This window comes from Microbacter sp. GSS18 (assembly GCA_029319145.1).
Taxonomy (GTDB): domain Bacteria; phylum Actinomycetota; class Actinomycetes; order Actinomycetales; family Microbacteriaceae; genus Microbacterium.
This window is the reverse complement of the sequence record CP119753.1, coordinates 3,906,344-3,927,175: the sequence shown is the minus strand read 5'-3', so window position 1 is coordinate 3,927,175 and position 20,832 is coordinate 3,906,344. Positions and strand designations below refer to the sequence as shown.

The 20,832-nt window shown below is 69.1% G+C and carries 21 protein-coding genes; 6 read left to right on the top strand and 15 right to left on the bottom strand.

Features of this window, described 5'->3' with window-relative positions; all coding sequences use genetic code 11:
- Positions 1-73 precede the first annotated feature (73 nt).
- Together P0L94_18190 and P0L94_18185 are read right to left on the bottom strand one after the other, a co-directional pair.
- The gene (locus tag P0L94_18190; protein ID WES64382.1) at positions 74-475 is read right to left on the bottom strand and encodes a hypothetical protein; all 402 of its coding nucleotides are present in this window, start codon (positions 473-475) and stop codon (positions 74-76) included.
- Positions 472-1,593: an LLM class flavin-dependent oxidoreductase gene (locus P0L94_18185; GenBank protein ID WES64381.1), complete on the bottom strand. Its 1,122-nt coding sequence runs from the start codon at positions 1,591-1,593 to the stop codon at positions 472-474. Before P0L94_18185 ends, P0L94_18190 begins: the two co-directional genes overlap by 4 nt.
- 188 nt (positions 1,594-1,781) lie before the next feature.
- Between P0L94_18185 and P0L94_18180 the strand changes: the two genes are divergently transcribed.
- From P0L94_18180 to P0L94_18170, 3 genes are all read left to right on the top strand, one after another.
- Positions 1,782-2,093, top strand: coding sequence for a YciI family protein (locus P0L94_18180; GenBank protein ID WES64380.1), 312 nt, complete (start codon positions 1,782-1,784; stop codon positions 2,091-2,093).
- Complete coding sequence (locus tag P0L94_18175; protein ID WES64379.1) at positions 2,090-3,148, top strand: zinc-binding dehydrogenase; 1,059 nt, start codon at positions 2,090-2,092, stop codon at positions 3,146-3,148. Before P0L94_18180 ends, P0L94_18175 begins: the two co-directional genes overlap by 4 nt.
- A gap of 145 nt (positions 3,149-3,293) precedes the next feature.
- Positions 3,294-3,827: a flavin reductase family protein gene (locus P0L94_18170; GenBank protein ID WES64378.1), complete on the top strand. Its 534-nt coding sequence runs from the start codon at positions 3,294-3,296 to the stop codon at positions 3,825-3,827.
- Positions 3,828-3,986: 159 nt separating this feature from the next.
- Here the strand turns inward: P0L94_18170 and P0L94_18165 are convergent, their stop codons facing one another.
- Positions 3,987-5,102, bottom strand: a complete 1,116-nt coding sequence (locus tag P0L94_18165; GenBank protein ID WES64377.1) for an LLM class flavin-dependent oxidoreductase — start codon at positions 5,100-5,102, stop codon at positions 3,987-3,989.
- A 317-nt stretch (positions 5,103-5,419) separates the two neighbouring features.
- On the opposite strand from P0L94_18165, the gene P0L94_18160 reads away from it, so the two are divergent.
- Positions 5,420-6,709 carry an amidohydrolase family protein gene (locus P0L94_18160; protein WES64376.1) on the top strand — a complete coding sequence of 430 codons (1,290 nt, stop codon included), beginning with the start codon at positions 5,420-5,422 and terminating at the stop codon, positions 6,707-6,709.
- A gap of 58 nt (positions 6,710-6,767) precedes the next feature.
- On the opposite strand, the gene P0L94_18155 is transcribed toward P0L94_18160, so the two are convergent.
- The 3 genes from P0L94_18155 to P0L94_18145 form a co-directional block, all read right to left on the bottom strand.
- On the bottom strand, positions 6,768-7,178 hold the full coding sequence (locus P0L94_18155) for a nuclear transport factor 2 family protein (GenBank protein ID WES64375.1): 411 nt from the start codon (positions 7,176-7,178) through the stop codon (positions 6,768-6,770).
- Positions 7,179-7,344: 166 nt separating this feature from the next.
- Positions 7,345-7,914: a dienelactone hydrolase family protein gene (locus P0L94_18150; GenBank protein ID WES64374.1), complete on the bottom strand. Its 570-nt coding sequence runs from the start codon at positions 7,912-7,914 to the stop codon at positions 7,345-7,347.
- Positions 7,915-7,988: 74 nt separating this feature from the next.
- Entirely contained in the window at positions 7,989-8,969 is a 981-nt protein-coding gene (locus P0L94_18145) for a Gfo/Idh/MocA family oxidoreductase (protein WES64373.1), read from the bottom strand.
- Positions 8,970-9,260: 291 nt separating this feature from the next.
- On the opposite strand from P0L94_18145, the gene P0L94_18140 reads away from it, so the two are divergent.
- Positions 9,261-10,124: an aldo/keto reductase gene (locus P0L94_18140; protein WES64372.1), complete on the top strand. Its 864-nt coding sequence runs from the start codon at positions 9,261-9,263 to the stop codon at positions 10,122-10,124.
- 92 nt (positions 10,125-10,216) lie between these two features.
- On the opposite strand, the gene P0L94_18135 is transcribed toward P0L94_18140, so the two are convergent.
- From P0L94_18135 to P0L94_18105, 7 genes are all read right to left on the bottom strand, one after another.
- Positions 10,217-10,840: an FMN-dependent NADH-azoreductase gene (locus P0L94_18135; GenBank protein ID WES64371.1), complete on the bottom strand. Its 624-nt coding sequence runs from the start codon at positions 10,838-10,840 to the stop codon at positions 10,217-10,219.
- A 158-nt stretch (positions 10,841-10,998) separates the two neighbouring features.
- Positions 10,999-11,643 (bottom strand): TetR/AcrR family transcriptional regulator, encoded by a 645-nt coding sequence (locus tag P0L94_18130; GenBank protein ID WES64370.1) that lies wholly within the window; start codon positions 11,641-11,643, stop codon positions 10,999-11,001.
- 45 nt (positions 11,644-11,688) lie between these two features.
- Positions 11,689-12,669 carry a hypothetical protein gene (locus P0L94_18125; GenBank protein WES64369.1) on the bottom strand — a complete coding sequence of 327 codons (981 nt, stop codon included), beginning with the start codon at positions 12,667-12,669 and terminating at the stop codon, positions 11,689-11,691.
- Between the two features lie 20 nt (positions 12,670-12,689).
- A complete protein-coding gene (locus P0L94_18120; GenBank protein WES64368.1) occupies positions 12,690-13,727 on the bottom strand; it encodes a DctP family TRAP transporter solute-binding subunit in 1,038 nt (345 codons plus the stop codon).
- On the bottom strand, positions 13,724-14,656 hold the full coding sequence (locus P0L94_18115) for a shikimate dehydrogenase (GenBank protein WES64367.1): 933 nt from the start codon (positions 14,654-14,656) through the stop codon (positions 13,724-13,726). Before P0L94_18115 ends, P0L94_18120 begins: the two co-directional genes overlap by 4 nt.
- Positions 14,653-15,927, bottom strand: coding sequence for a TRAP transporter large permease (locus P0L94_18110; GenBank protein WES64366.1), 1,275 nt, complete (start codon positions 15,925-15,927; stop codon positions 14,653-14,655). Before P0L94_18110 ends, P0L94_18115 begins: the two co-directional genes overlap by 4 nt.
- Positions 15,924-16,466, bottom strand: a complete 543-nt coding sequence (locus tag P0L94_18105; GenBank protein ID WES64365.1) for a TRAP transporter small permease subunit — start codon at positions 16,464-16,466, stop codon at positions 15,924-15,926. Before P0L94_18105 ends, P0L94_18110 begins: the two co-directional genes overlap by 4 nt.
- Positions 16,467-16,635: 169 nt before the next feature.
- Here P0L94_18105 and P0L94_18100 point away from each other — a divergent pair, with 169 nt between their 5' ends.
- Positions 16,636-18,414: a TIM barrel protein gene (locus tag P0L94_18100; GenBank protein WES64364.1), complete on the top strand. Its 1,779-nt coding sequence runs from the start codon at positions 16,636-16,638 to the stop codon at positions 18,412-18,414.
- 12 nt (positions 18,415-18,426) lie between these two features.
- Here the strand turns inward: P0L94_18100 and P0L94_18095 are convergent, their stop codons facing one another.
- Positions 18,427-19,704: a GNAT family N-acetyltransferase gene (locus P0L94_18095; GenBank protein WES64363.1), complete on the bottom strand. Its 1,278-nt coding sequence runs from the start codon at positions 19,702-19,704 to the stop codon at positions 18,427-18,429.
- 38 nt (positions 19,705-19,742) lie between these two features.
- A complete protein-coding gene (locus P0L94_18090) occupies positions 19,743-20,825 on the bottom strand; it encodes a transaldolase family protein (protein WES64362.1) in 1,083 nt (360 codons plus the stop codon).
- Positions 20,826-20,832 lie beyond the last annotated feature (7 nt).

Here is a 20,832-nt window from a genome sequence, read left to right as displayed (position 1 = left end):
GGTGGACGATTGGTGCCGCCGGCAGCGCGGGCGGTGAGCGCCGCGCTGCCGACGGGGAAGGGTCTCGGACGCGTCAGAACTCGTCCGGAAGCCGCTGGGCGTCGACGACCTGGACCGACAGCCGTTGCCACACGACCCAGCCCTTCTCGGGGTGCGACAGCCAGTAGTCGGTGATGCAGAACATCCCAGTGCGCTCGGCGCCCGCAACCGTCGAGGTCATCCGCGCGTACCGGTAGTGCACGGCCTGTTCGTCGCGCCGGACGAGGTGCTCATGGACGAGTTCGAAGCCGCCCAGCGAGAAGGTGGGCACCATCTGCTCCCACCACGCGCGGTCGTAGGTCTTCAGGCCGTCACTGAGCGAGAGGATCGTGAGGTCGTCGGCGACGTACCGCTTGGCGGTGTCGACGTCGCTGCGCGAGAGGGCGTCGCCGAATCGCTCGATGCGCTCCTCGAGCGATTCGGTCGGCCCCGTCATCGAGCGCCGGCTCCGACGACCTGCTGCTCCGCGAAGGCGGGGAACACGTCGGTGGCGAGCTTCTCCATGTTGGCGAGGATCGCGTCGTTCGGCTGGCCCCAGCCCTGGTGCATGACGACGTGGTTCACGCCGATGTCCTCGTAGTGACGGAAGCGCTCGATCATGCGGTCGGGCGTGGTCATGATCGGGTCGTTCATCCGCTCGAACAGACCCTCGCGCTCACGGGGCACCGAGATCGCGTCGATCTTGCCGCCGTGGATGAAGTCGGCCATCTCGCCGTCGACGCGACGCGTCAGACGCTCGCGGGTGTTGCGGTTCCGGTTCTCGCCGCCGCCCTGGACGATCGTCATGTAGTGGTTGGAGTGGTCGACGATGTTGTCGAAGTACTGCAGCGCCTCTTCCTCGGTGTCGCCCACCCAGACGTGACGCATGACCATGACCTCGCCGCGAGGCTTGCCGCTCTCGGCGACCGCCTTCTCGTAGGTCGCCAGGAGGGTGTCGAGGTCGCCGTGCGGCTCGAAGTGGCCCCAGTTCGGGCTCGTGAGGAGGTTGTGTCCCTCCTGCGCGACCTTCGTGATGCCCTCGACGCTCTGGGCGGCGACCCAGATGGACAGCGGGTTCTCGGAACGCGAGACGACGGTGGTCTTGGGGAAGGAGAAGTGCTTGCCCTCGTAGGCGAGGTCGTCCTCGACCCAGGCACGCTGGATGATCTCGAGCGACTCCTCGTAGCGGCCGCGCGCCTCGTCGTAGGGCACGCCGATGCGGTCGAACTGCAGGCGGCTGCCGCCACGGGCGACGCCGATGCTGACGCGCCCCGGGGCCAGCGCCTCGAGCAGGCCGATCTCGGATGCGACCAGCAGCGGGTGGTAGTAGGGCAGCACGATGACGCTCGGCTGGATGCGCAGGCGCTTGGTCTTGGCGGCGATGATCGACGAGATCGCCACCGACGACGGGTTCGTCAGATAGTTCTGGAAGTGGTTCTCGGGCACGATCACGCCCTCGAAACCGAGGTCTTCGGCCGCCTGGGCGATGTCGAGCTGCTCGGCGACGATGTCGCTGAACGGGCGGCTCATGTCACCGCGGAAGAAGGGCAGCGTGGCCCAGAACTTGAGTCCCATCGTTTGTTTCCAACCTTTCGGATCCGCGTGGTTGCGGGATCGTCCCCCCACGATAGGAAGGCCCGAGGGCCCGGCAGCACAGCTGTGCAGCGGAACTCGGAGGCCTCGCTTCCGCCCTGCCGACGAGGATGTGACGGCGGCGTTACGGATGCCGTTGCGCCGCGTCGCCCGTTGCTAGGTTTCACGGCATGCCTACCTACGCAGCCCGCTACACGTACCGCACCGACGAGGCCACCGCGGCCGAGAAGGCGCGTCTGCGCCCCGACCACCGCGCCTTCATCGCCGGCCTCGACGAGTCGAAGGCGCTGATGCTCGCCGGCCCCTGGGGCGCCGACGACCCCGACGGCGGACTCGTCGTCATCGCCGCCGACGATCACGCGGCCGCCGCGGAGCTGATCTCGAACGACCCCTACGTCCAGGCGGGTCTGCTCGAGAACCTCACCATCACGCAGTGGCGCGCGGTTCTCGGCCCGCTGGCCGCCGCGATTCCCGCGGAGTGACGCGCGACATGCGGGCGGTGGTGCTCACGGGGCACGGCGGGCCCGACCGTCTGGAGTACCGCACCGACGTGCGCCGGCCGTTGGTGGGACCGGATGAGGTGCTGATTCGCCTGCGGGCGTCCGCGGTCAACAACACCGACATCGCCTTCCGCGAGAACTGGTACGACCACGAGGAAGGGACACCCGGCGAGCCCGACCGCTGGCCGCGCATCCAGGGTGCGGGCGGCGCCGGGATCGTCGAGGAGGTCGGCGTACGCGTCGGCGACCTCGCCCCCGGTGACGTCGTCCTGGTGGATCCGTTCCTGCGGCACCCGGGCCTCGCCGGCGGGCCCTCGCTCATCGCCCTCATGGGCGCCGCAGAGCGCGACGGATGCTTCGCAGATTACGTCACGGTTCCCCGCGACAACGCCGTTCCGGCAGCATCCGATCTCACGTTCGCCGAACTGGCGTGTCTGCCCACCGCCTATCAGACCGCCGAGGAGATGCAGCTGCGCGCGGGGGTCGACGAAGGCTGGACCGTGCTGGTCACCGGAGCGTCGGGGGGCGTGGGGAGCGCCAATGTCGAACTCGCGAAGCTGCGCGGCGCGACCGTGATCGCCGTGGCCGGGAGCTCGAAGCGAGCCGGCGTCGAGGCGCTGGGCGCCGATCACGTCATCGACCGCCCCGGCGCGCATGCCGAAGACGTCTGGGGCGACCTGCCTCCGGTCGACGCGGTTCTCGACGTCACCGGCGGGGAGCTGACCCAGACGTGGCTTGAGCACCTCGTCACCGGCGGCGTCTACGTCACGGCGGGTGCCATCGCCGGCTGGTCGGCTCGCATCGACCTGCGCACGCTCATCTACAACGACCTGACGGTCATCGGCCAGGTCGTCGCCCGGCGCGAGGCCCTCGTCAATCTCATCCGCTACGCGGGAGAGGGGCGCCTGACCCCGCGCGTCGCGCGCGTGTTCGGGCTCGACGATCTGCCGGCCGCGCAGGCCTTCTTCGCGGCGAAGGACTTCGTGGGCAAGGTCGTCGTCGAGATCGACGACGCCGCTTCGCCTGCCCGCCCCTGAGCTGCGATCCATTCCTCTCTCCCGCGAATCTGCGTAACGAAAGCTGACACCCCTGGAGGAAGTGCCTGGCGGGCGCTCCGGGCTTGAATGTTCATCACGGGGATTCCCGGCATCCGCCGGTGACCGGAGCACGAGGAGGCGATTCATGAGCAACGCAGAACCGAACGTGGCGCAGAGCCCGGCGATCGACGCGCGGGTGTTCCGCGACACGCTGAGCCACTACGCGTCTGGCATCACGGTGATCAGCGGCGTCGAGGCAGACGGTCCGATCGGCTTCACCTGCCAGTCGTTCTACAGCGTGTCGGTCGACCCGCCGCTGGTGTCGTTCAGCGTCATGACGACCTCCACGACGTACCCGCGCATCCGCGAGACGGGCTCGTTCGCCGTGAACGTCCTCGCCACGAGCCAGCACACCGTTTCGAGTCAGTTCGCGCGCAGCGGCACCGACAAGTGGGCCGGCATCGACTGGTCGGCCGCAGAGAGCGGCAACCCGATCATCGCGGGCACCCTGATGTGGCTCGACTGCGAGATCTGGGCCGAGCACGAGGCCGGCGACCACTACATCGTCATCGGACGCGTCAAGGACATGAGCCCCGCCGACTGGCACACCGACGAGCCGCTGCTGTTCTACAAGGGCAAGTACCGGCACCTGCGCGCTCTCGACGCCGCAGCGAGCTGACGCACGGCCGGACCCCCGCCCTTCCTGTGCAGGCGGGGTCCGTCCGTGACGTCATCATCTCTGAGAGACAGCATTCGTCTCTACACCGATCACCCCGGGATCGACAGAGGGCCCGTCCGCCGAGTTCATCGGCGGACGGGCCTTCTCGTGTGCGCGGACTCAGACCGGCGCGGGCTGCGGCTCCTCGGCGAACGCGGGGAAGACCTCCTGCGCCATGAACTCCATGTTCTTGATCACCTCGCCGATCGGCTGGCCCCACGCCTGGTGCACGCTGAGCCGGTTCACCCCGAGCGCCTCGTAGCTCTTGACGCGCTCGATCATGCGGTCGGGCGTGGTCATGATCGGGTCGTTGTAGTTCTCGTAGAGGTCATCGGGCGAGGGCGAGTTCGACTCGGCGTGGATCTTGCCGCCCGTGACGAAATTGCGGCCCTTGTCGTCCACGCGCCGCGTGAGACGGCCCTCGGCGGTGCCGGTCGGCCCGCTGTTCTTCACGAAGGCCAGGTAGTGGTTCCAGTGGTCGACCATGCGGTCGAAGTACTGCTTCGCCTGGTCCTCGGTCTGCCCCAGCCACACGTGGCGCATGACCATGACGCCGCCGCGCGGCTTGCCGCTCGTGGCCACCGCGTCGTTGTAGGTCTGCAGCAGCAGCTCGAGATCGCCGTGGGGCTCGAAGTTGCCGTAGTTGGGCATCGTGAGGAGGTTCAGTCCGTCCTCGGCCACCTTGCGGACCCCCTCCACGCTCTGCGCGGCGACCCACAGCGCCGGATGCGGCTTCGTCGTCGGCTTGGGCACGAGCGTGGTCGCGGGGAACTGGTAGTACTTGCCGTCATAGGTCAGGTCGTCTTCGGTCCACGCCCGCAGCATGATGTCCAGCGACTCCTCGTAGATCGCGCGCACCTCGTCGTACGGCACGCCGATGCGGTCGAACTGGGGCCGGCTGCCGCCGCGGGCGATGCCGATGTCGACGCGACCGGGCGCGAGCCCGTCGAGCAGGCCGATCTCGGAGGCGATCAGCAGCGGGTGGTAGTACGGCAGGACGATGACGCCGGGCTGCAGCTTCAGCCGCTTCGTGCGCGCGGCCACGACGGCCGAGAATGTCAGCGACGAGGGGTTCGTCACGTAGTTCTGAAAGTGGTTCTCGGGCATCGACAGGCCCTCGAAGCCGAGATCCTCGGCGGCCTGCGCGAGATCGAGCATGTCGCTGAGGACTCCCGTCCAGGGGCGGTCCATGTCGCCGTAGAAGAAGGGCGCGGTCGCCCAGAACTTGAGTGCCATGCAGGCATCCTCCGTATCGCTCGATGTGGTCTCACCGGCCGTCGCGGCCGTCGCCGTCGCCCGGCAGTCCGATCACCCTACGAATCGCAGATGCACGGGCATCAGGCCCCATCCGCGGAACATCGCACGCCCGGTTTCCCCGCACCGCTGATGTTGTTAACGGCTCATTTCGGCGCCGAAACATCCACCCGCGCGAATACGCGGCTCTCCTTCGGCGGGCGGGGACCGGGCACGGAATTTCCGTCGAGCGGACGAACGCCCGCGACGGCTCGCGCACGAGACTGGAAGCCGCGTACAACCCCGCAGAGAGGTACCCGATGAGCGAGAAGACGCTGGCAGTCGTAGGAGCGGATGTCTGGCCGGGGCACGGCCCCGACATGCTGCCCGACCAGACGATCGTGGCCGCAGACGGGGTGATCACCGCCGTGGGGCCGCGCGAGTCCACCCCGGTCCCCGTCGGCGCCCGGGTGATCGACGCCGCCGGCAAGTACGTCATCCCGGGCCTTGCCGACGCGCACGTGCACTTGACGACCAACGCCGACGAGAGCCATTACGGGCCGTGGAGCCAGTTCCTCAACGAGCGCACTGTGCAGGAGATGGCGCTGCACGGCATCCGCAACGGTCTTCGAGCCCTCACGACCGGGTTCACGACGCTGCGCGTCATGGGCATCCGCGGCGCCGGCGAGCCCGAGCTGCGCGACTTCACGGCGAAGGGCCTGCTTCCCGGCCCGCGCCTGTTCGTCACCCCGTGGTGGGTGTCGATGACCAACGGCCATGGCGACCTGTTCTACCCGAAGCACCACCCCCGATGGGAGTGGGACACCGCCGACGGTCCCGATCAGTGCCGCCAGCTGGTGCGGATCCTCGCGCGCGAGGGCGCCGATTTCATCAAGGTGATGGCGAGCGGCGGTCTGCTGTCGGCCGGCGACAAGGCGTCGTGGCCGAACTACACGGTCGAGGAGCTCAAGGCCATCGTCGACGAAGCCCACGCGATGGATCTCAAGGTGGCAGCGCACGCGACGGGGCTCGCCGGTCTGCGCCGGGCGCTCGAGGCCGGGGTGGACAGCATCGAGCACGGCACGTTCCTCGAGGAGGCCGAGGCGGCGCAGATGGCCGAGACCGGGACGGTGCTCGTTCCGACCCTCGCCATCACCGACGCGTTCACCGGCGACGTCGGCGGCGTCAAGCCCGAGCTCGCCGCGAAGGCTCGCGCGGTGGTCGAGCGGCACCGGTCGGGCTTCCAGTTCGCGCTCGACGCGGGGGTGAAGATCGCGATGGGCACCGACAGCGGCGACCACGTGGCCCCGTTCGGTGAGCAGGCGCGTGAGTTCGAGCTGTATTGCGAGCACGGCATGAAGCCGTACGAGGCTCTCGAGACGGCGACGCTCGCGACCGCCGAGCTGTTCGACCGCACCGGCGAGCTCGGACTCGTCGCCGCCGGTTCGGTCGCCGATCTCGTCGTGCTGGAGCAGAACCCGCTCGACGACATCACGGCCCTGCGCGCGCCGGGTGGCATCATCAACGTCGTCAAGGACGGCGTCGACTACACCGCCCTGCTCGGCCTGAGCTTCGAGACCGAGCCGCTGCGCGTTCCGCCGATGAACTGATCGACGAACGACACAGCGCCGCAGCCATCGCATCGGGAGGCTGCGGCGCTGCGTCGTGTCAGACCGGAAGCGTCGTCGCGGCCAGCGGCACCGAGTGACGCTGCCACAGCCGCCAGACGTCGTCCTCACCCAGGGTCCAGACGTCGGTCATGGCGAACTCGCCGGCTCGCTCGACGCCGCGCATCGTCGTGTCCATGTGCACGAGCACGTGGTGGGTCGCGAACCCGGCCGCCGACCGGGTGATCACTTCGTTCAGGACCCGGTAGTCCCGCGTCTCGATCTCGGGGAGCAGGGCGAGCCATCCCGCCTTGGTCACCACCTGCTCGTCGGGACGGACGAAGACGATGGAGAAGTCGTCGGTCAGGTAGGCGCCGGTCGCTTCGACGTCGCCGGTGCTCGCCACCCGTGGGTAGTCCGCAATGCGGTCACGGAGCTCGTCGGGAATGGGCAGTCGGTCGGCAGCGGTCATGCGGTGCGTCCTCATCTCATGCGGCACGTGTCGCCGAGCGCAGCCGGGCTGCCCGTCGGCGGTTGTGGACTCACGCTATGCGGCGGGCGGGCGGGCGTCTTGGTGCGTCGAGAGGAAATCCACCGCGCCCGTTGATGGATCCGGCGCGCGGCACACCTCGAGCAGTTCAGAGACGCGCGAGGAACGATCGCACGCGCTCCCCGACCAGCGCAGCGGCCTCGGGGTCGTAGGCGTCGAGCGACGAGTCCGTGAACAGATGCCGATCGCCGGCATAGAGGAAGAGTTCGGCATCCGCGGCCGACTCGACCAGCTCGCGGGCCGCCGGCAGATCCTCGTCGAAGAACTCATCGTCGACCATCCCATGGATCTGCACCGGAACACCGGCAGGCCAGCTGTCCCCGAACTCCGAGACCGGGATGCAGGAGTGCAGCAGCACCGCTCCGCGCGCGCCGGCGCGGGTCTGGGCGAGGCGCTGAGCGACCATGACTCCGAAGGAGAGCCCTGCGTAGACGGTGTCACGGCCGAATGCCTCGGCCTCCGCCGCTCCGCGCTCGCGGATCGTGTCGAACCCGGCATCCTGGGCGAAGGCGAATCCCTCCTCGATGGTGGCGAAGGTCCGGCCGTCGAAGAGGTCGGGAGTGTGGACGGTGTGACCGGCCCGACGCAGGTCGTCGGCGAACGCCCTCACCCCGTCGGTCAGCCCCTGGATGTGGTGGTAGAGCAGAACCTCGGTCATGTGCGCGACACTAGCCCGCCCGTGCGACATCCCACCGCACCGCGAGCCCTCGACATGTCCGCGACCGGTTCGCGTCACGCGCCCAGGCGGATCCCGGCGGAGGCGAGCGCCTCTGTCGCCACCGTCAGCACGGCCTCGCTGTGATCGAGTCGCCGATCGCGCTCGGCGACGTCGTGCTCGCGGATCATCCGCTCGAACGCACGGAACTCCTCCACCATGCGGTGCGGGTGCACCGACAGGTCGATCGTCTCGGCATCCGCACCTCGCACCTTCGCCTCGACGCGGGCCATGACGTTGGGCGAGCCCTCGGCGACGATCCAGCCGCCGGTGCCCTGGATCTTCGAGCGGATGGGGCCGTCGGAGTCCTTCGCGCACACGCACACCGCCGTGCAGGCGTCGTACTCGAGCACCAGCACGCCCGACGTGTCGACGCCGCGATCCATGTTCGCCATGTAGCGGACCGACAGCGGCCGCCCCAGCAGCCCCACGACGAAGTGGATCGTGTAGATGCCGATGTCCATCAGCGCGCCGCCACCCTGGGCGGGATCGAAGGCCGGCAGCACGGTACCCGCGCGGAACGCGTCGTAGCGCGAGGAGTACTGCGAGTAGTCGCATTGGATCACCCGCACATCGCCGACCCGGTCGATGTTGTCTCGGATCCAGCGGTAGTTGGCGAGGTACTGGGTCGTGATCGCCTCGACGAGGATGAGGTCGCGCTCGGCGGCCATCGCTCGAAGCTCGGCGAGCTCGTCCTCGCGCAGTACGAAGGGCTTCTCGCAGATGACGTTCTTCCCCGCCGCCAGCGCCGCGCGCGCGTACTCGGCGTGGAGCGAATTGGGGACCGCGATCCACACCGTGTCGACGGTGTCGTCCGCCAGGCACGCAGCCAGATCGAGATGGACCCGGGGGATGCCGAACTGCTCGGCCATGCGCTCGAGCTTGTCCTTCGCGGACGGCCGGCCGCAGATGGCGGCGAGCTCCATTCCCGGGACGTCGGCGGCATGCGGCAGGAAGTCCGCCACGATCTGGCCGGAACCCAGCACGGCGAGTCTCATGAGGAACCCTTCGTTCGAACGCGCAACGGCGGAGCCGCTGTCATGCTCCGCCAGCCCCCAGTATCCCGCCCGACGACCGAGGGCGGGATGCGTGTGACGGGCTGAAGGGTGTACTGCCAGTACGTGTCATGAGCGTGACTCCCGCGACCGTTGCACAGGTGGTCGTATGGGTATCGGCAGCACGATGGTTCGCCGGCCGGCCCGCCCCGACCCCGGGGATGCGACAGCGGCGATGCGCTGACCCGGCGGCGAGAACCGCCGCCCCAGACAGAGAAAGCGAGAAGTGCGTTCATGATCCTGAACGAGAACTACACCCTGGCCAACGGCGTCGAGATCCCGAAGCTCGGCCTCGGCACCTGGATGATCGACGACGACAGCGTCGTGGACGCCGTCAAGACGGCGATCGAGCTCGGCTACCGCCACATCGACACCGCGCAGGCCTACCAGAACGAGCGCGGCGTCGGCGAAGGCGTGCGCGCCGGCGGCGTCGCCCGCGAGGACATCTTCGTCACCACGAAGCTCGCCGCGGAGGCGAAGTCCTACGACGACGCCGCCAAGGGCGTCGACGCGTCCCTCGAGGCCCTGGGCTTCGACCACATCGACCTGCTCATCATCCACAGCCCGCACCCGTGGACCGAGTTCCGCGGCGAGAAGACCTACTTCGAGGAGAACCGCCAGGTCTGGAAGGCGCTCGAAGAGGCCTACACCGCCGGCAAGGTGCGCGCGATCGGCCTGTCGAACTTCGAGCAGGCCGACATCGAGAACATCCTCGAGGGCGCGACCGTGAAGCCCATGGTCAACCAGATCCTCGCGCACATCAGCAACACCCCGCACGAGCTGATCGAGTACACGCAGGCGCAGGGCATCCTCGTCGAGGCGTACTCGCCCGTCGCACACGGCGAGCTGCTGAAGAACGAGCAGGTCCAGGCGCTGGCTGCCAAGTACGGCGTCTCGGTGCCGCAGCTGTCGATCCGCTACGACCTGCAGCTCGGCCTCCTGCCGCTGCCGAAGACGGCCACCCCGGCTCACATGAAGAGCAACGCCGAGCTGGACTTCGTCATCTCGGACGAGGACATGGAGTTCCTGAAGAACATCGACCGGATCGAGGACTACGGCGACGCCAGCATCATGCCGGTGTTCGGCGGCAAGCTCTGACGAGCACTCCCCGGCGCTACGACGTCGAAGGCCCCGGCCGATCCTCTCGCGAGGTTCGGCCGGGGCCTTCGGTCTTTGCGGGCGTCGGATGGTCAGAAGGTCGCCGCGGCCTCCTGCACCTTCGTCAGCGCGGCGGCCATGATGTCGTCGGCGCGGGCGGGGTCGTGGTCCATGCCCTCCGCGGCGATCTCCGTGAAGTCCTCGATGCCGATGAAGCCGAGCATCGTGCGCAGGTACTGGCTCGCCGGGTCCTGCGAGTTGAACACACCGCCGGCCGCCTGGATGTGCAGCGCCTTCTTGCCGTGTACCAGCCCCTCGGCCTCGCCCTGCGCGTTGTAGCGGAACGTCTTCCCCGCGACGGTGATGCAGTCGATCCACGCCTTCAGGCGGGTGGGCACCTGCAGGTTCCACAGCGGGTTGGCGATGACGATCTTGTCCATGTTCAGGAACTGCGTCGTGTATCCCTCGAACAGCGTGATCTTGCTCTGCTCGACGTCGTCGAGGCGGACGAACGGCGTGCCCTCGCCGAGCTTGCGCCACGCGCTGAACAGGTCGAGGTCGATCTCGGGGATCGCGATCTCGTAGAGGTTCTGATCGATGATGTCGTCGCCGGGGTGCGCCTCGGTATAGACCTTCAGGAACTCATCCGTCAGGCGCATGGAGCGGGAGCGGTCCGAGTTGAGCGGGTGGGCGCGGATAACGAGCAGCTTGGACACAGGGGTCCCCTTCTTGGATGTTCCGTTGTGGTCTGACCACACCATTCTAGCGGCCCACAGCACGAGCCGGGCGAGGACGAACGTCCCGGGATCGGGGGTCCCTGAGAGGGTCTCCCACTCCCGGACCCGACCGATGGTCGGGCGCGTCCGGACGCCGGTCAGCGACGCGTCGGCTCGGTGAGCCACGCGACGACCACGTCGCCGATCATCGTCCGCAGATGGTCGCGCCGCTCGGGTGCCATGAGGTCGCGATCGAAGAGGTAGCCGAAGGTGTACTGGTTCGACACCTGGAAGAAGCAGTACGAGCTGATGAGCAGATGCACGTCGAGGGCGTCGACATCGTCGCGGATGCTGCCGTCGGCGCGCCCCCGCTCGAGCACGTCCTCGAGCACCCCGACAGCCGGCTGATTGACGTCGCGCAGGGAGTCGATGCGGCGGATGAACTCGCCGCGATGGATGTTCTCGATCGACACGAGCCGGATGAAGTCGCTGTGGCTGCGGTGGTGGTCGTACGTGGTCTCGGCGATGCGCCGCACGGCGTCCACCGGCGGCAGATCGGCGACGTGCTGCGCCTGCTCGACGTCTCGGATGCCGCTGTAGGCGTTCTCGAGCACCGCGACGTACAGCTGCTCCTTGCCGCCGAAGTAGTAGTAGATCATCCGCTTGGTCGTGCGGGTGCGCTCGGCGATGTCGTCGACGCGGGTGCCCGAGTACCCGGATTCGGCGAAGGCCTTGGTCGCCACCTCGAGGAGCTCGGCGCGCGTGCGCTCGGCGTCGCGGACGCGGACGGGGGCCTCACTCACGCTCTTCACCATAGTTGTCCTCCTCGGTCACGGGCCGGAGCGCGGTCATCCCGCGAGCACGCGCCGGGGATTTTCCACGAGCAGGCGATCCACTTCGGCGTCGTCGACGCCGGCGGCGCGCAGCCGGGGCAGGATGCCGGTGAACAGGTGCTCCATGTGCCAGTCGGGGGTGGTCTGCGCCCGCCACGACGGCGGCGTCACCCGGCTGAAGACGGCGGCGTCGTGGGACAGGACGATGCGGTCGCCGTACCCCCGCTCGAGGAGAGCGAGCAGCATCCGCACCCGATCGTCGTCGCTGCCGACGTGGGTCATCCCGAACCGGTCGAATCCGAGGAACGAGCCTTCGTCGGCGAGCTCGCGCAGATAGTCCAGATCGGTCGAGTCGCCGCTGTGGCCGATGACGACGCGGTCAAGCGGCACACCGAGCGTGCACAGCAGGGCCTGCTGCGCGAGTCCGCCGCGGGAGGCGGCGTGGGAATGCGTCGTGATCGGCACGCCGGTCTGCGTGTGCGCCACGGCGGCAGCGGTGAACACGCGCTCGACATCGGGCGTGATGCCCTCGACGTCCGAGACGACCTTGAGCATTCCCGCACGGATGCCGGTGCCGGCGATCCCCCGCTCGATGTCGCCGACGAAGAGCTCGACGAGCGGGTCGGGCCCGTCGACCATCCGCCCGGGGCCGTTCAGACGCACCGCGTGCGGCAGCACGTCGGCGGTGTACCACCCGGTGGCGGCGACGATCGCGACGGGAACCTGCTCGGCGACGCGCGCGACGGTTCGGACGTCACGGCCGAGACCCGGAACCGTCAGATCGACGACGGTGCGCACACCGCGGTCGTGCAGACGACGCAGCAGCGCGACGGCCCGCGCGACGGCGGCATCCTCGTCCCATTCCGGGTGCGGCATGCTCAGATCGAGCTCGGGGCTGCGGACGAAGATGTGCTCGTGGATGAGCGTCACGCCCAGCGCCTCGGCGTCCACCTCACGGGTGAACGTCGGGACCCTGGGCGTGACGGCCTCACTCACTCGCGTCGGTCTCCGCGACTTCAGCCCGCGGTCGCGCGGATGGCCTGGAAGACCTCGAGCGACTCACCGGTGAAGTTCTCCTCGAAGTAGGCGACCGTGCGCTCCTGGAACGCCTCGCGGTCGACGTCCTCGATGACCTCCCAGTCGTCGCCGTTGCGCCACTCGTCGAGCGTCGCCTCGGCCTCCTCCTCGATGCACGCCGTGACGCTGGTCACAGCGTTCTCGGTCGCGGTGGTCAGCGCCTCCTGCTGCTCCTCGGTGAGCTCGTCCCACACCGGGCTCATGATCACCAGGTTGGTGTTGAGCTGGTGGGCCGACAGGCTCAGGTAGTCCTGCACCTCGTAGAAGCTCTGCGCCAGGATGTTCGTGATCGGGTTCTCCTGCCCGTCCACGGTGCCCTGCTGCAGCGCCAGGTACAGCTCCTCGTAGGCGACCTCGGTCGCGTCGGCGCCCAGCGCCTCGGCGTTCATGAGGTACTGCGGCGAACCCGGGAAGCGCATGCGCACGCCCTCGAGGTCCGCGGGGGTGCGGATCGGCGTGTTCGCGGTGAAGTGACGCTCACCGGCCGACCAGACGCCGATCGTCTGGACTCCCGACGCCTCCTTGAAGCCGTCGACGAGCACGGCCGACTCGTCGCTGGCCATGAACGCCGCCAGGTGGTCGGCGTCGTCGAAGGCGTACGCCGAGTCGAGCACGCTGATCGGCTCGTAGACCGCGCCCAGGGCCGACGCGCCCTGGATGTCCATGTCGATGTCGCCCGAGGCGACGAGTGCGATGCGGTCCGCGTCGCCGCCGAGCTGACTGGCGGGGAAGATCTCGATCTCCAGACCGACATCCGCCGCGGCCACCTCGTCCGCGATCACCTGTGCGCCACACGCGTGCTGGGGCTGCTCCTCGGTGTAGCTGTGGGCCAGCTGCAGCGTCCGGACCTCTGTCTCATCTCCGGTGCCGGTGCCGCTGTCGGCGTCACCGCCGCCCGACGTGCAGCCGACCAGCATCAGTGCCGGTGCTGCGGCCAGAGCGATCCACATCGTTCGCTTGTTGCGTCGTGCAGTCATTGCTTCTCTCCTCTCAGGGGTGCCACGGTGGCAAGGGCCCCGGTCGCCTCGGCAGCGACCAGGCTTTCGAGATCGGCGAGCATCGCCCGCCGGTCTGCAGGTTCATGGGTGAAGATCTCGAAGGCGTCGGCGGCCTGGTGCATCGCCATGCCCAGTCCCGACATGACGCGGCATCCGCGCTCACGCGCTGCGAGCAGCAGTTCGGTCTCAACGGGTCGGTAGACGATGTCGGCGACGAAGAGCCGCTCGTCCAGCAGCGCGCTGTCGAACGCGGTTCCGGGATGCGCGGCCATCCCCAGGGGGGTCGCGTTGACTACCCCGTCGGCTCGGGCCAGGAGCGCGGGCAGGTCGGCCAGCGAGGCCGACTGCACGACACCCCCGGCGGTGCGCTCGGCCACGGTGCGCGCGAGCGCCTCCGCCCGGTCGGGCGCGGCGTCGACGATGGTCAGCTCGTCGACGCCGAGCCGCCGCAGCGCCGTCGCGACCGCCGACCCCGCACCCCCGGCGCCGACCAGCACGACCGAGTCGCGGGCGACGTCGTCGAGCTCGTCGGTGAAGGCCTCGGCGAATCCTGTGACGTCGGTGTTGTGGCCGATCATGCGGTCGCCGTCGAAGACGACGGTGTTGACGGCGCCGACCTGCCGCGCACCCTCGGTCAGCTCATCCAGCAGCGGCATCACGGTCTGCTTGATCGGATGCGTGATGTTGAGGCCGGTGAACCCGAGACGCCGGGCCGCGGTCAGCAGCGAGTGCACGTGCGCCTCGGTGCCCTGTCCGCGGTCGAGATCGATCGTTCGGTACACGTAGCTCATGCCGTGCCGGGCTCCTTCGAGCTCGTGCATCGGCGGCGTGAGCGACGGCGTCACACCCTCGCCGATCAGACCGACCAGCACGGCCGGCCGTCGCCCGACGGTCGCGCGCGCGCTCATAGTCCCAGCACCTGCGGGAGCCACAGCACGGCGTCGGGGAACAGCACGATCGAGAGCGTGACGAGGACGGCGGGGATCAGGAACGGGAGCGCGCCGCGGAAGACCTCGCCCACGGGCGTCTCCGATACGGATGCCGTGATGAACAGCACCGTTCCCACCGGAGGGGTCAGCAGACCGATCATGAGCGAGGCGATCAGCAGCACGCCGAGCGGGATCGCGTCGATGCCGAAGCTCGCGGCGATCGGCGCAAGGATCGGCACCACGAGCACGAGGATCGCGGTCGCGTCGATCACGGTTCCGAGCACCAGCATGAGGAGTGCGGCGAGCGCGAGGAAGACCGTTGGGTTGTCCGTCACCGAGAAGATGAGCTCGGTGAGCATCTGCGGCAGCCGCTCACGGGCGAGGATGTACCCCAGCAGCGACGCCGAGGCGACGATGAGCATGATGCCCGCCGTGATCATCACCGTCTCTTTGAGGGCCTGGAGGAAGTGGGCCAGCGTGAGCGAGCGCTGCACGATGCCCACGAAGATGATGTAGACGACCCCGACGGCCGCCGCCTCGGTCGGGGTGAAGAACCCGCCCAGGATGCCGCCGAGGATGATGAACGGCGTCACCATCGGGAGGATGACGCCCTTCGTCGACGCGAGGAGCTCGGCCTTGTCGAACTTGCCGCGGCGGATGTTGGGGTTGCGCTGCACGAGGACGGCCACGACGATGCACAGGCCCACGGCCATGGCGAGAGCCGGGATGACCGACGCGGCGAACAGCGCGCCCGTCGACGCCGCGGCCAGCCCCGCGTAGATCACCGCGGGGATGCTCGGCGGCATGATCGGGGCGATGAGGGACGAGGTCGCCGAGACCCCCGTCGCGAAGCGACGGCTGTAGCCGTTGGCGAGCATGGCCGGGATCTGAACCTTGCCGAGCGCCGCGGCATCGGCCACGGCTGAGCCGCTCATCCACGAGAAGCCGACGCTCGTGCCCACCGCGACGTACCCGAGGCTCCCCCGCACCCTGGCGAGCGCGGCGAGCGCGAAGCGGAACAGCCGGTCGGCGATGCCGGCGTGGTTGGCGAGCGACCCGAGGAAGACGAAGAGGGGGACGGCGAGGAGGGGGAAGCTGGCGGCGGCGTTCGAGACGATGCGCAGCGCGTTGCCGGTCGACTGGCCCTCGATGACCATGTAGACCAGGGCGGGGCCGAGGAAGGCGAACGCAACCGGAACCCGCAGGAACAGCAGGATCGCGATGGCGATGCCCAGGAGCGCGAGGGTCATGCGGAAGCCTCGCTCTCGTCTTCCTCGCCCACGGGCAGCACGGGTCCGTGGAGCGCGACGTCGATCGCGAAGATGCCCGCGCGGATGGCCGTGCTGAGGGCGCCGATGAGCACGGGGACGTACACCCACGACATCGGCAGGCGCAGGACGGGCGAGCGGATGATGCTCTGGGTGGCGATGAGCGCCGAGGCTTCGATGACCAGGCCAACGCCGACGGCCGCGACCACGACGAGCGCGAAGACCTGGATGATGCGGACGAGCATCTTGTTGCGGAAGGTGTCGACGACCTCGAGCGCGATATGGCCGCGTGCGCTCACGAGGATGCCCATCGCCGAGAACGTCAGCCACACGAGGGCGAAGCGCGACACCTCGCCCGTCCAGGCGATGCTGTCGAACGGAAGGTAGCGCTGGGCGGCCTGCAGGAAGATGAGGGCGAGGATGATCAGGACGCAGATGGCGCCGATCGTCAGCTCGACGACGAACACGACCTTCGCGATGCGCTGAAGCACCGTGGGCTGCGGCGGGGGTGATTCCGTCACGGGACACCTTTGTTCTCGGGACCTGGGCAGTACGTGCGGGGCGTTGCTGTCGCCTCGGCCGACCGTTTCGGGCGTCCATGCCCGTGCCGACGCTTAGGAACGTACCGGTGATTACATTAGCTCCGCAAGCCCTGGCTCGATTTATGTACGGAATGGTACGGTCACAGCTATGCGCACCTCGATAGCCACCGTCTGTCTGTCCGGGGGCCTTGTCGAGAAGCTCCACGCCTGCGCCCAGGCGGGGTTCGACGGGGTCGAGATCATGGATGCAGACCTCGTCGCCGCCTACGAGTCCCCCGAGGAGATCCGTGCGCTGTGCGATCGGCTCGGACTCTCGATCGACATGTACCAGCCCTTCCGCGACGTCGAAGGCGTCGACGACGCCGTCTTCGCCGACACGCTGCGGCGCGCCGAGGCGAAGTTCGAGGTGATGGATCGCCTCGGGGCGTCGCTGATGCTCGTGTGCAGCAACGTCGCCACCGCCACGATCGACGACGACGAGGTCATGGCCGCGCAGCTGGGCGCACTCGCCGACGCGGCGGCGCGGCACGGCATCCGCCTCGCCTACGAGGCTCTCGCGTGGGGACGCTTCGTCGACGACTATCGCCGCGCGTGGCGCATCGTCGAGCGGGCCGAGCGGCCGAACCTCGGCGTGTGCCTCGACAGCTTCCACATCCTCTCGCGGGGGCACGACCCGGCCGGCATCGAGGAGATCGATGGCGCCAAGATCTTCTTCCTGCAGCTCGCCGACGCGCCGGCGCTCGACATGGACGTCCTCTCATGGAGCCGGCATCACCGCCTCTTCCCCGGCGAGGGTGACTTCGCCCTGAGCGGCTTCCTCGCGCACGTGCTCAGGGCCGGCTACCGGGGCCCGCTCTCACTCGAGGTCTTCAACGACACGTTCCGTCAGACCGATGTCGTGCGCACCGCCGCGCACGCCCGACGCTCGCTCGCGTGGCTCGCCGATCGCACCGCCGCGGACAACGGCTGGGAGGTCATGCGCCTGGGCGACCCTCGACCGGTGAGCGGCATCGACTTCGTCGAGGTGGCTGCCGAGGACGTGACACGGATCGACGAGCTGCTGGACGGGCTCGGCTTCTCGTTCCGCGGCCGCCACCGCAGCAAGCCGGTGCGGCTGTGGAGCGCCGGCGAGGCCCGCATCATCCTGAACGAGCAGGAGCACGACCGCACCGTGCGCCTCTCGGCGATCGGCCTCACCGTCGACGACGCCGCCGCCGCCGAGGAGCGCGGGCTCGCGCTGGGCGCGCCGAGCGTGTACCGGCGCACGTATGCCGGCGAGCAGCGATTGGGCGCCGTGGCGGCTCCCGACGGCACCGAGGTCTACTGGAACGACCGCCCGGCCGAGGAGTCCTGGATCACCGAGTTCGTCGGCGGATCCGAGCAGGACGCGACATTCGCGGGCGTCATCGACCACGTCAACCTGGGCTACCGCTGGAACGAGTTCGACGAGGCCGTGCTGTTCGCCCACAGTGTGCTGGGCCTGGCGACCGAGTCCGCCGCCGAGGTGCCGGGGCCCCTCGGACTCGTCCGCAGCCAGGTGATGCGCAGCGCCGACGGCGTCGTGCGCCTGCCGATCAACCTCGCCCCGCCCACGGCTCCGCTGCCCACGCGGCACATCGCCATCCGGTGCGACGACGTCATCGGGATCGCCGAGCGCGCGCACGAGGCCGGTGTGCCGTTCGTGCGGGTGCCCGATAACTACTACGACGACGTCGCGGCCCGGTTCGCGCTCGACCCGGAGCTGCTCGAGACCCTGCGCCGGCTCGACCTCTTCTACGACCGCGACGCCGACGGCGAGTTCATCCACTTCTACACGCACACGTTCGGCGACGTCTTCTTCGAGCTCGTCGAGCGTCGCGGCGGCTACGACGGGTACGGCGCGGTCAACGCACCGGTGCGCCTGGCGATGCAGCGCGCGCTGGCCTGATCGCCGCGTCGGCTACAGGCGACCCACGGTTTCGATGTCCTCGAGGAAGTCGTCCGCGACCTGCGTCGAGACGGTTGTGCGGGTGGTGGAGATCGCGGCGACGTAGTCGTCGATGAAGGGGCCCTGCGGGTCTTCTGCGCGCGAATCCACCGCGTGCTCGAGGGCGGATTGGGACGCCTTGCGCGCCGCGTACTCGATGTCGGCGGGCGAGAATCCCTCGGTCATCGTGACCAGCTGTGCGATGTCGATGCCGACCGCCGCGTCGGGGATGTAGCGCTGCCAGATCGCGGCGCGGGCCTGTTCGTCCGGCAGGCCGATCGGGATGACGTAGTCGAATCGGCCGTGCCGCAGGAAGGCGGCGTCCAGCGCCCGGATGAAATTCGTCGCGCAGATGAGAAGTCGCCCGGGCTGCTCCCGGAACGCGGGGATGATCTTCAGCAGCTCGTTGGTGACGCCCTGCGTGGGCGAAGGGGGCTCGCCCTGCCGGTGAGACGCGATCTCCTCGACCTCGTCGATGAAGACGACGGCGTGCTCGAGTTCGGCGATGGTGGCGAACGTCTCGCGGAGAGCGCCGGCGAGACCGCCGGGATTCGCGGCGAGGCGCGAGGGGAAGACCTCGACGAAGGACCACTCCAGGCGGGACGCGATCGCCTTCGCGAACGTCGTCTTCCCCGTTCCGGGCGGCCCGAACAGCACGATCGCCCGCGGCGGCACGACGCCGAACCGGTCGGCGAGCTCGGACTCCGCGAGCGGCAGCACGACCCGACGCTCGAGCATCTCCTTCTCGGCGGCCATCCCGCCCACGGCGTCCCACAGGCCGCGCGGGAGCACCCGGCCCCCCAGTTCGGCGAGGCGCTTGAGCTCCTCCCGCTGCACCGGGATGTGACGCTCGAAGTAATGCAGGTCCTGTTTGAGCTCGAACCCCTGGTTGAGGAAGGCGCCCATGCGCGTCTCCGCCGCAGGCATGAGTGCCGACAGCTTCGAGATGCCCTGGGGCGCCATCCGGGCCTCCAGCGCGGCGAGCAGCGACGAGCCGATGCCGGTGCCACGCAGGTGCGATGCGGTGGCGAGGAAAACCACCCATCCCTGCGCGTGGGCAGCGCGGCCGACCACGGCGCCGACGATCTGCTCGCCCGCCACCGCGACCACCGCGTGGTCCTTGGCGCAGGAGGCGAGCACCTCCGACAGGCTGTACACCGGTTCGGTGCCGTCTTCGGTGACCTGCTCCCAGAGCCGCAGAATCCCGTCGACGTCGTCGGCGTGATAGTCGCGGATGCGCCATCCTGCCATGGTTCGGATCCTCTCGGTTCGGCCGCGCCGGCGCAACCCTAGGCCGCGGGAACGAGGATGTCGCGTACCAGCGCGTCGAGCTGAGCGTCGGCGTCGAGGAACTGACGAAGGGTGTTGCGCGCGGCCCCGAAGTCGGCGAACTCGTCGGCGCGCATCCCGTCGACGTCGTAGGCGCGGCGGAACTCGCTGAGCGACATCAGTTCGTCCAGGATCTCTGCCGGCACCGGCACGTCGATGCGATCCTCGGCCGGGATGACGTTCGCATCGATGCGGTGCTGCCAGTCGAAGGGCGGAGAGACGACGAGGTCTCCCCCGACGAGCTCGGACCACTGCAGGTGATTGCGGAACGCCGCCGACAGCATGCGGCTGCGGAAGCCGCGCTCACGGAAGACGCGGTGCGCCTTCTTGAGCGCGGCGACGCCGGCCCAGTCGAGGGCTCCGGGAGTGGCCAGGATGCGATTCTTCGCGGTCCACGCCTTGAGCCAGTCGTCGAGGCGGCCGCCCATGATCGTGACGACGTGGCCGAACTCGCGCTCGGGCAGCTCCCCGTCGCGTCGGCGGTCGAGCGCGCGCTCGAGGGCCTCGCCCACGGCGACGGCCTGCGGCACGGTGAAGCTCAACGTCGCGTTGATGCTGACGCCGCGGAACGCCGCTTCCTCCATCGCGGCGATGCCCGGCGCGGTGGCGGGGATCTTGACGATGATGTTCGGGGCGAGCTGCGAGAACTCGACGGCCTGGGCGACGAGGGCGTCGACGTCTCGGTGCAGTCGCGGATCGGTCTGGATCGAGAGACGTCCGTCACGGCCGCCGCTCGCCAGGAAGGCAGGCTCGAGCAGCCGCGCCGCCTGGATGGAGAGCTCCTTGACCGCCTGCCAGCCGAGCTGCGACTCCCCCCAGGTCGGATGCTCATCCGCGAGAGCGCGCAGGCGCGGCGCCCACACGTCGGGGTGGTTGCGGATCGCGGTGAGCGCGATCACCGGGTTGCACGTCGCACCGACCGCACCCAACGCGATCGAGCGGCGCAGTTCGTCGGGGTCGGCGGAGTCGTTCCACAGCGCGGTGGGAAAGCGCTCTGCAGCTCGCGCGAAGGGGCGGGCGGCGGCATCGGCCATCAGGGTCATCGCGGCC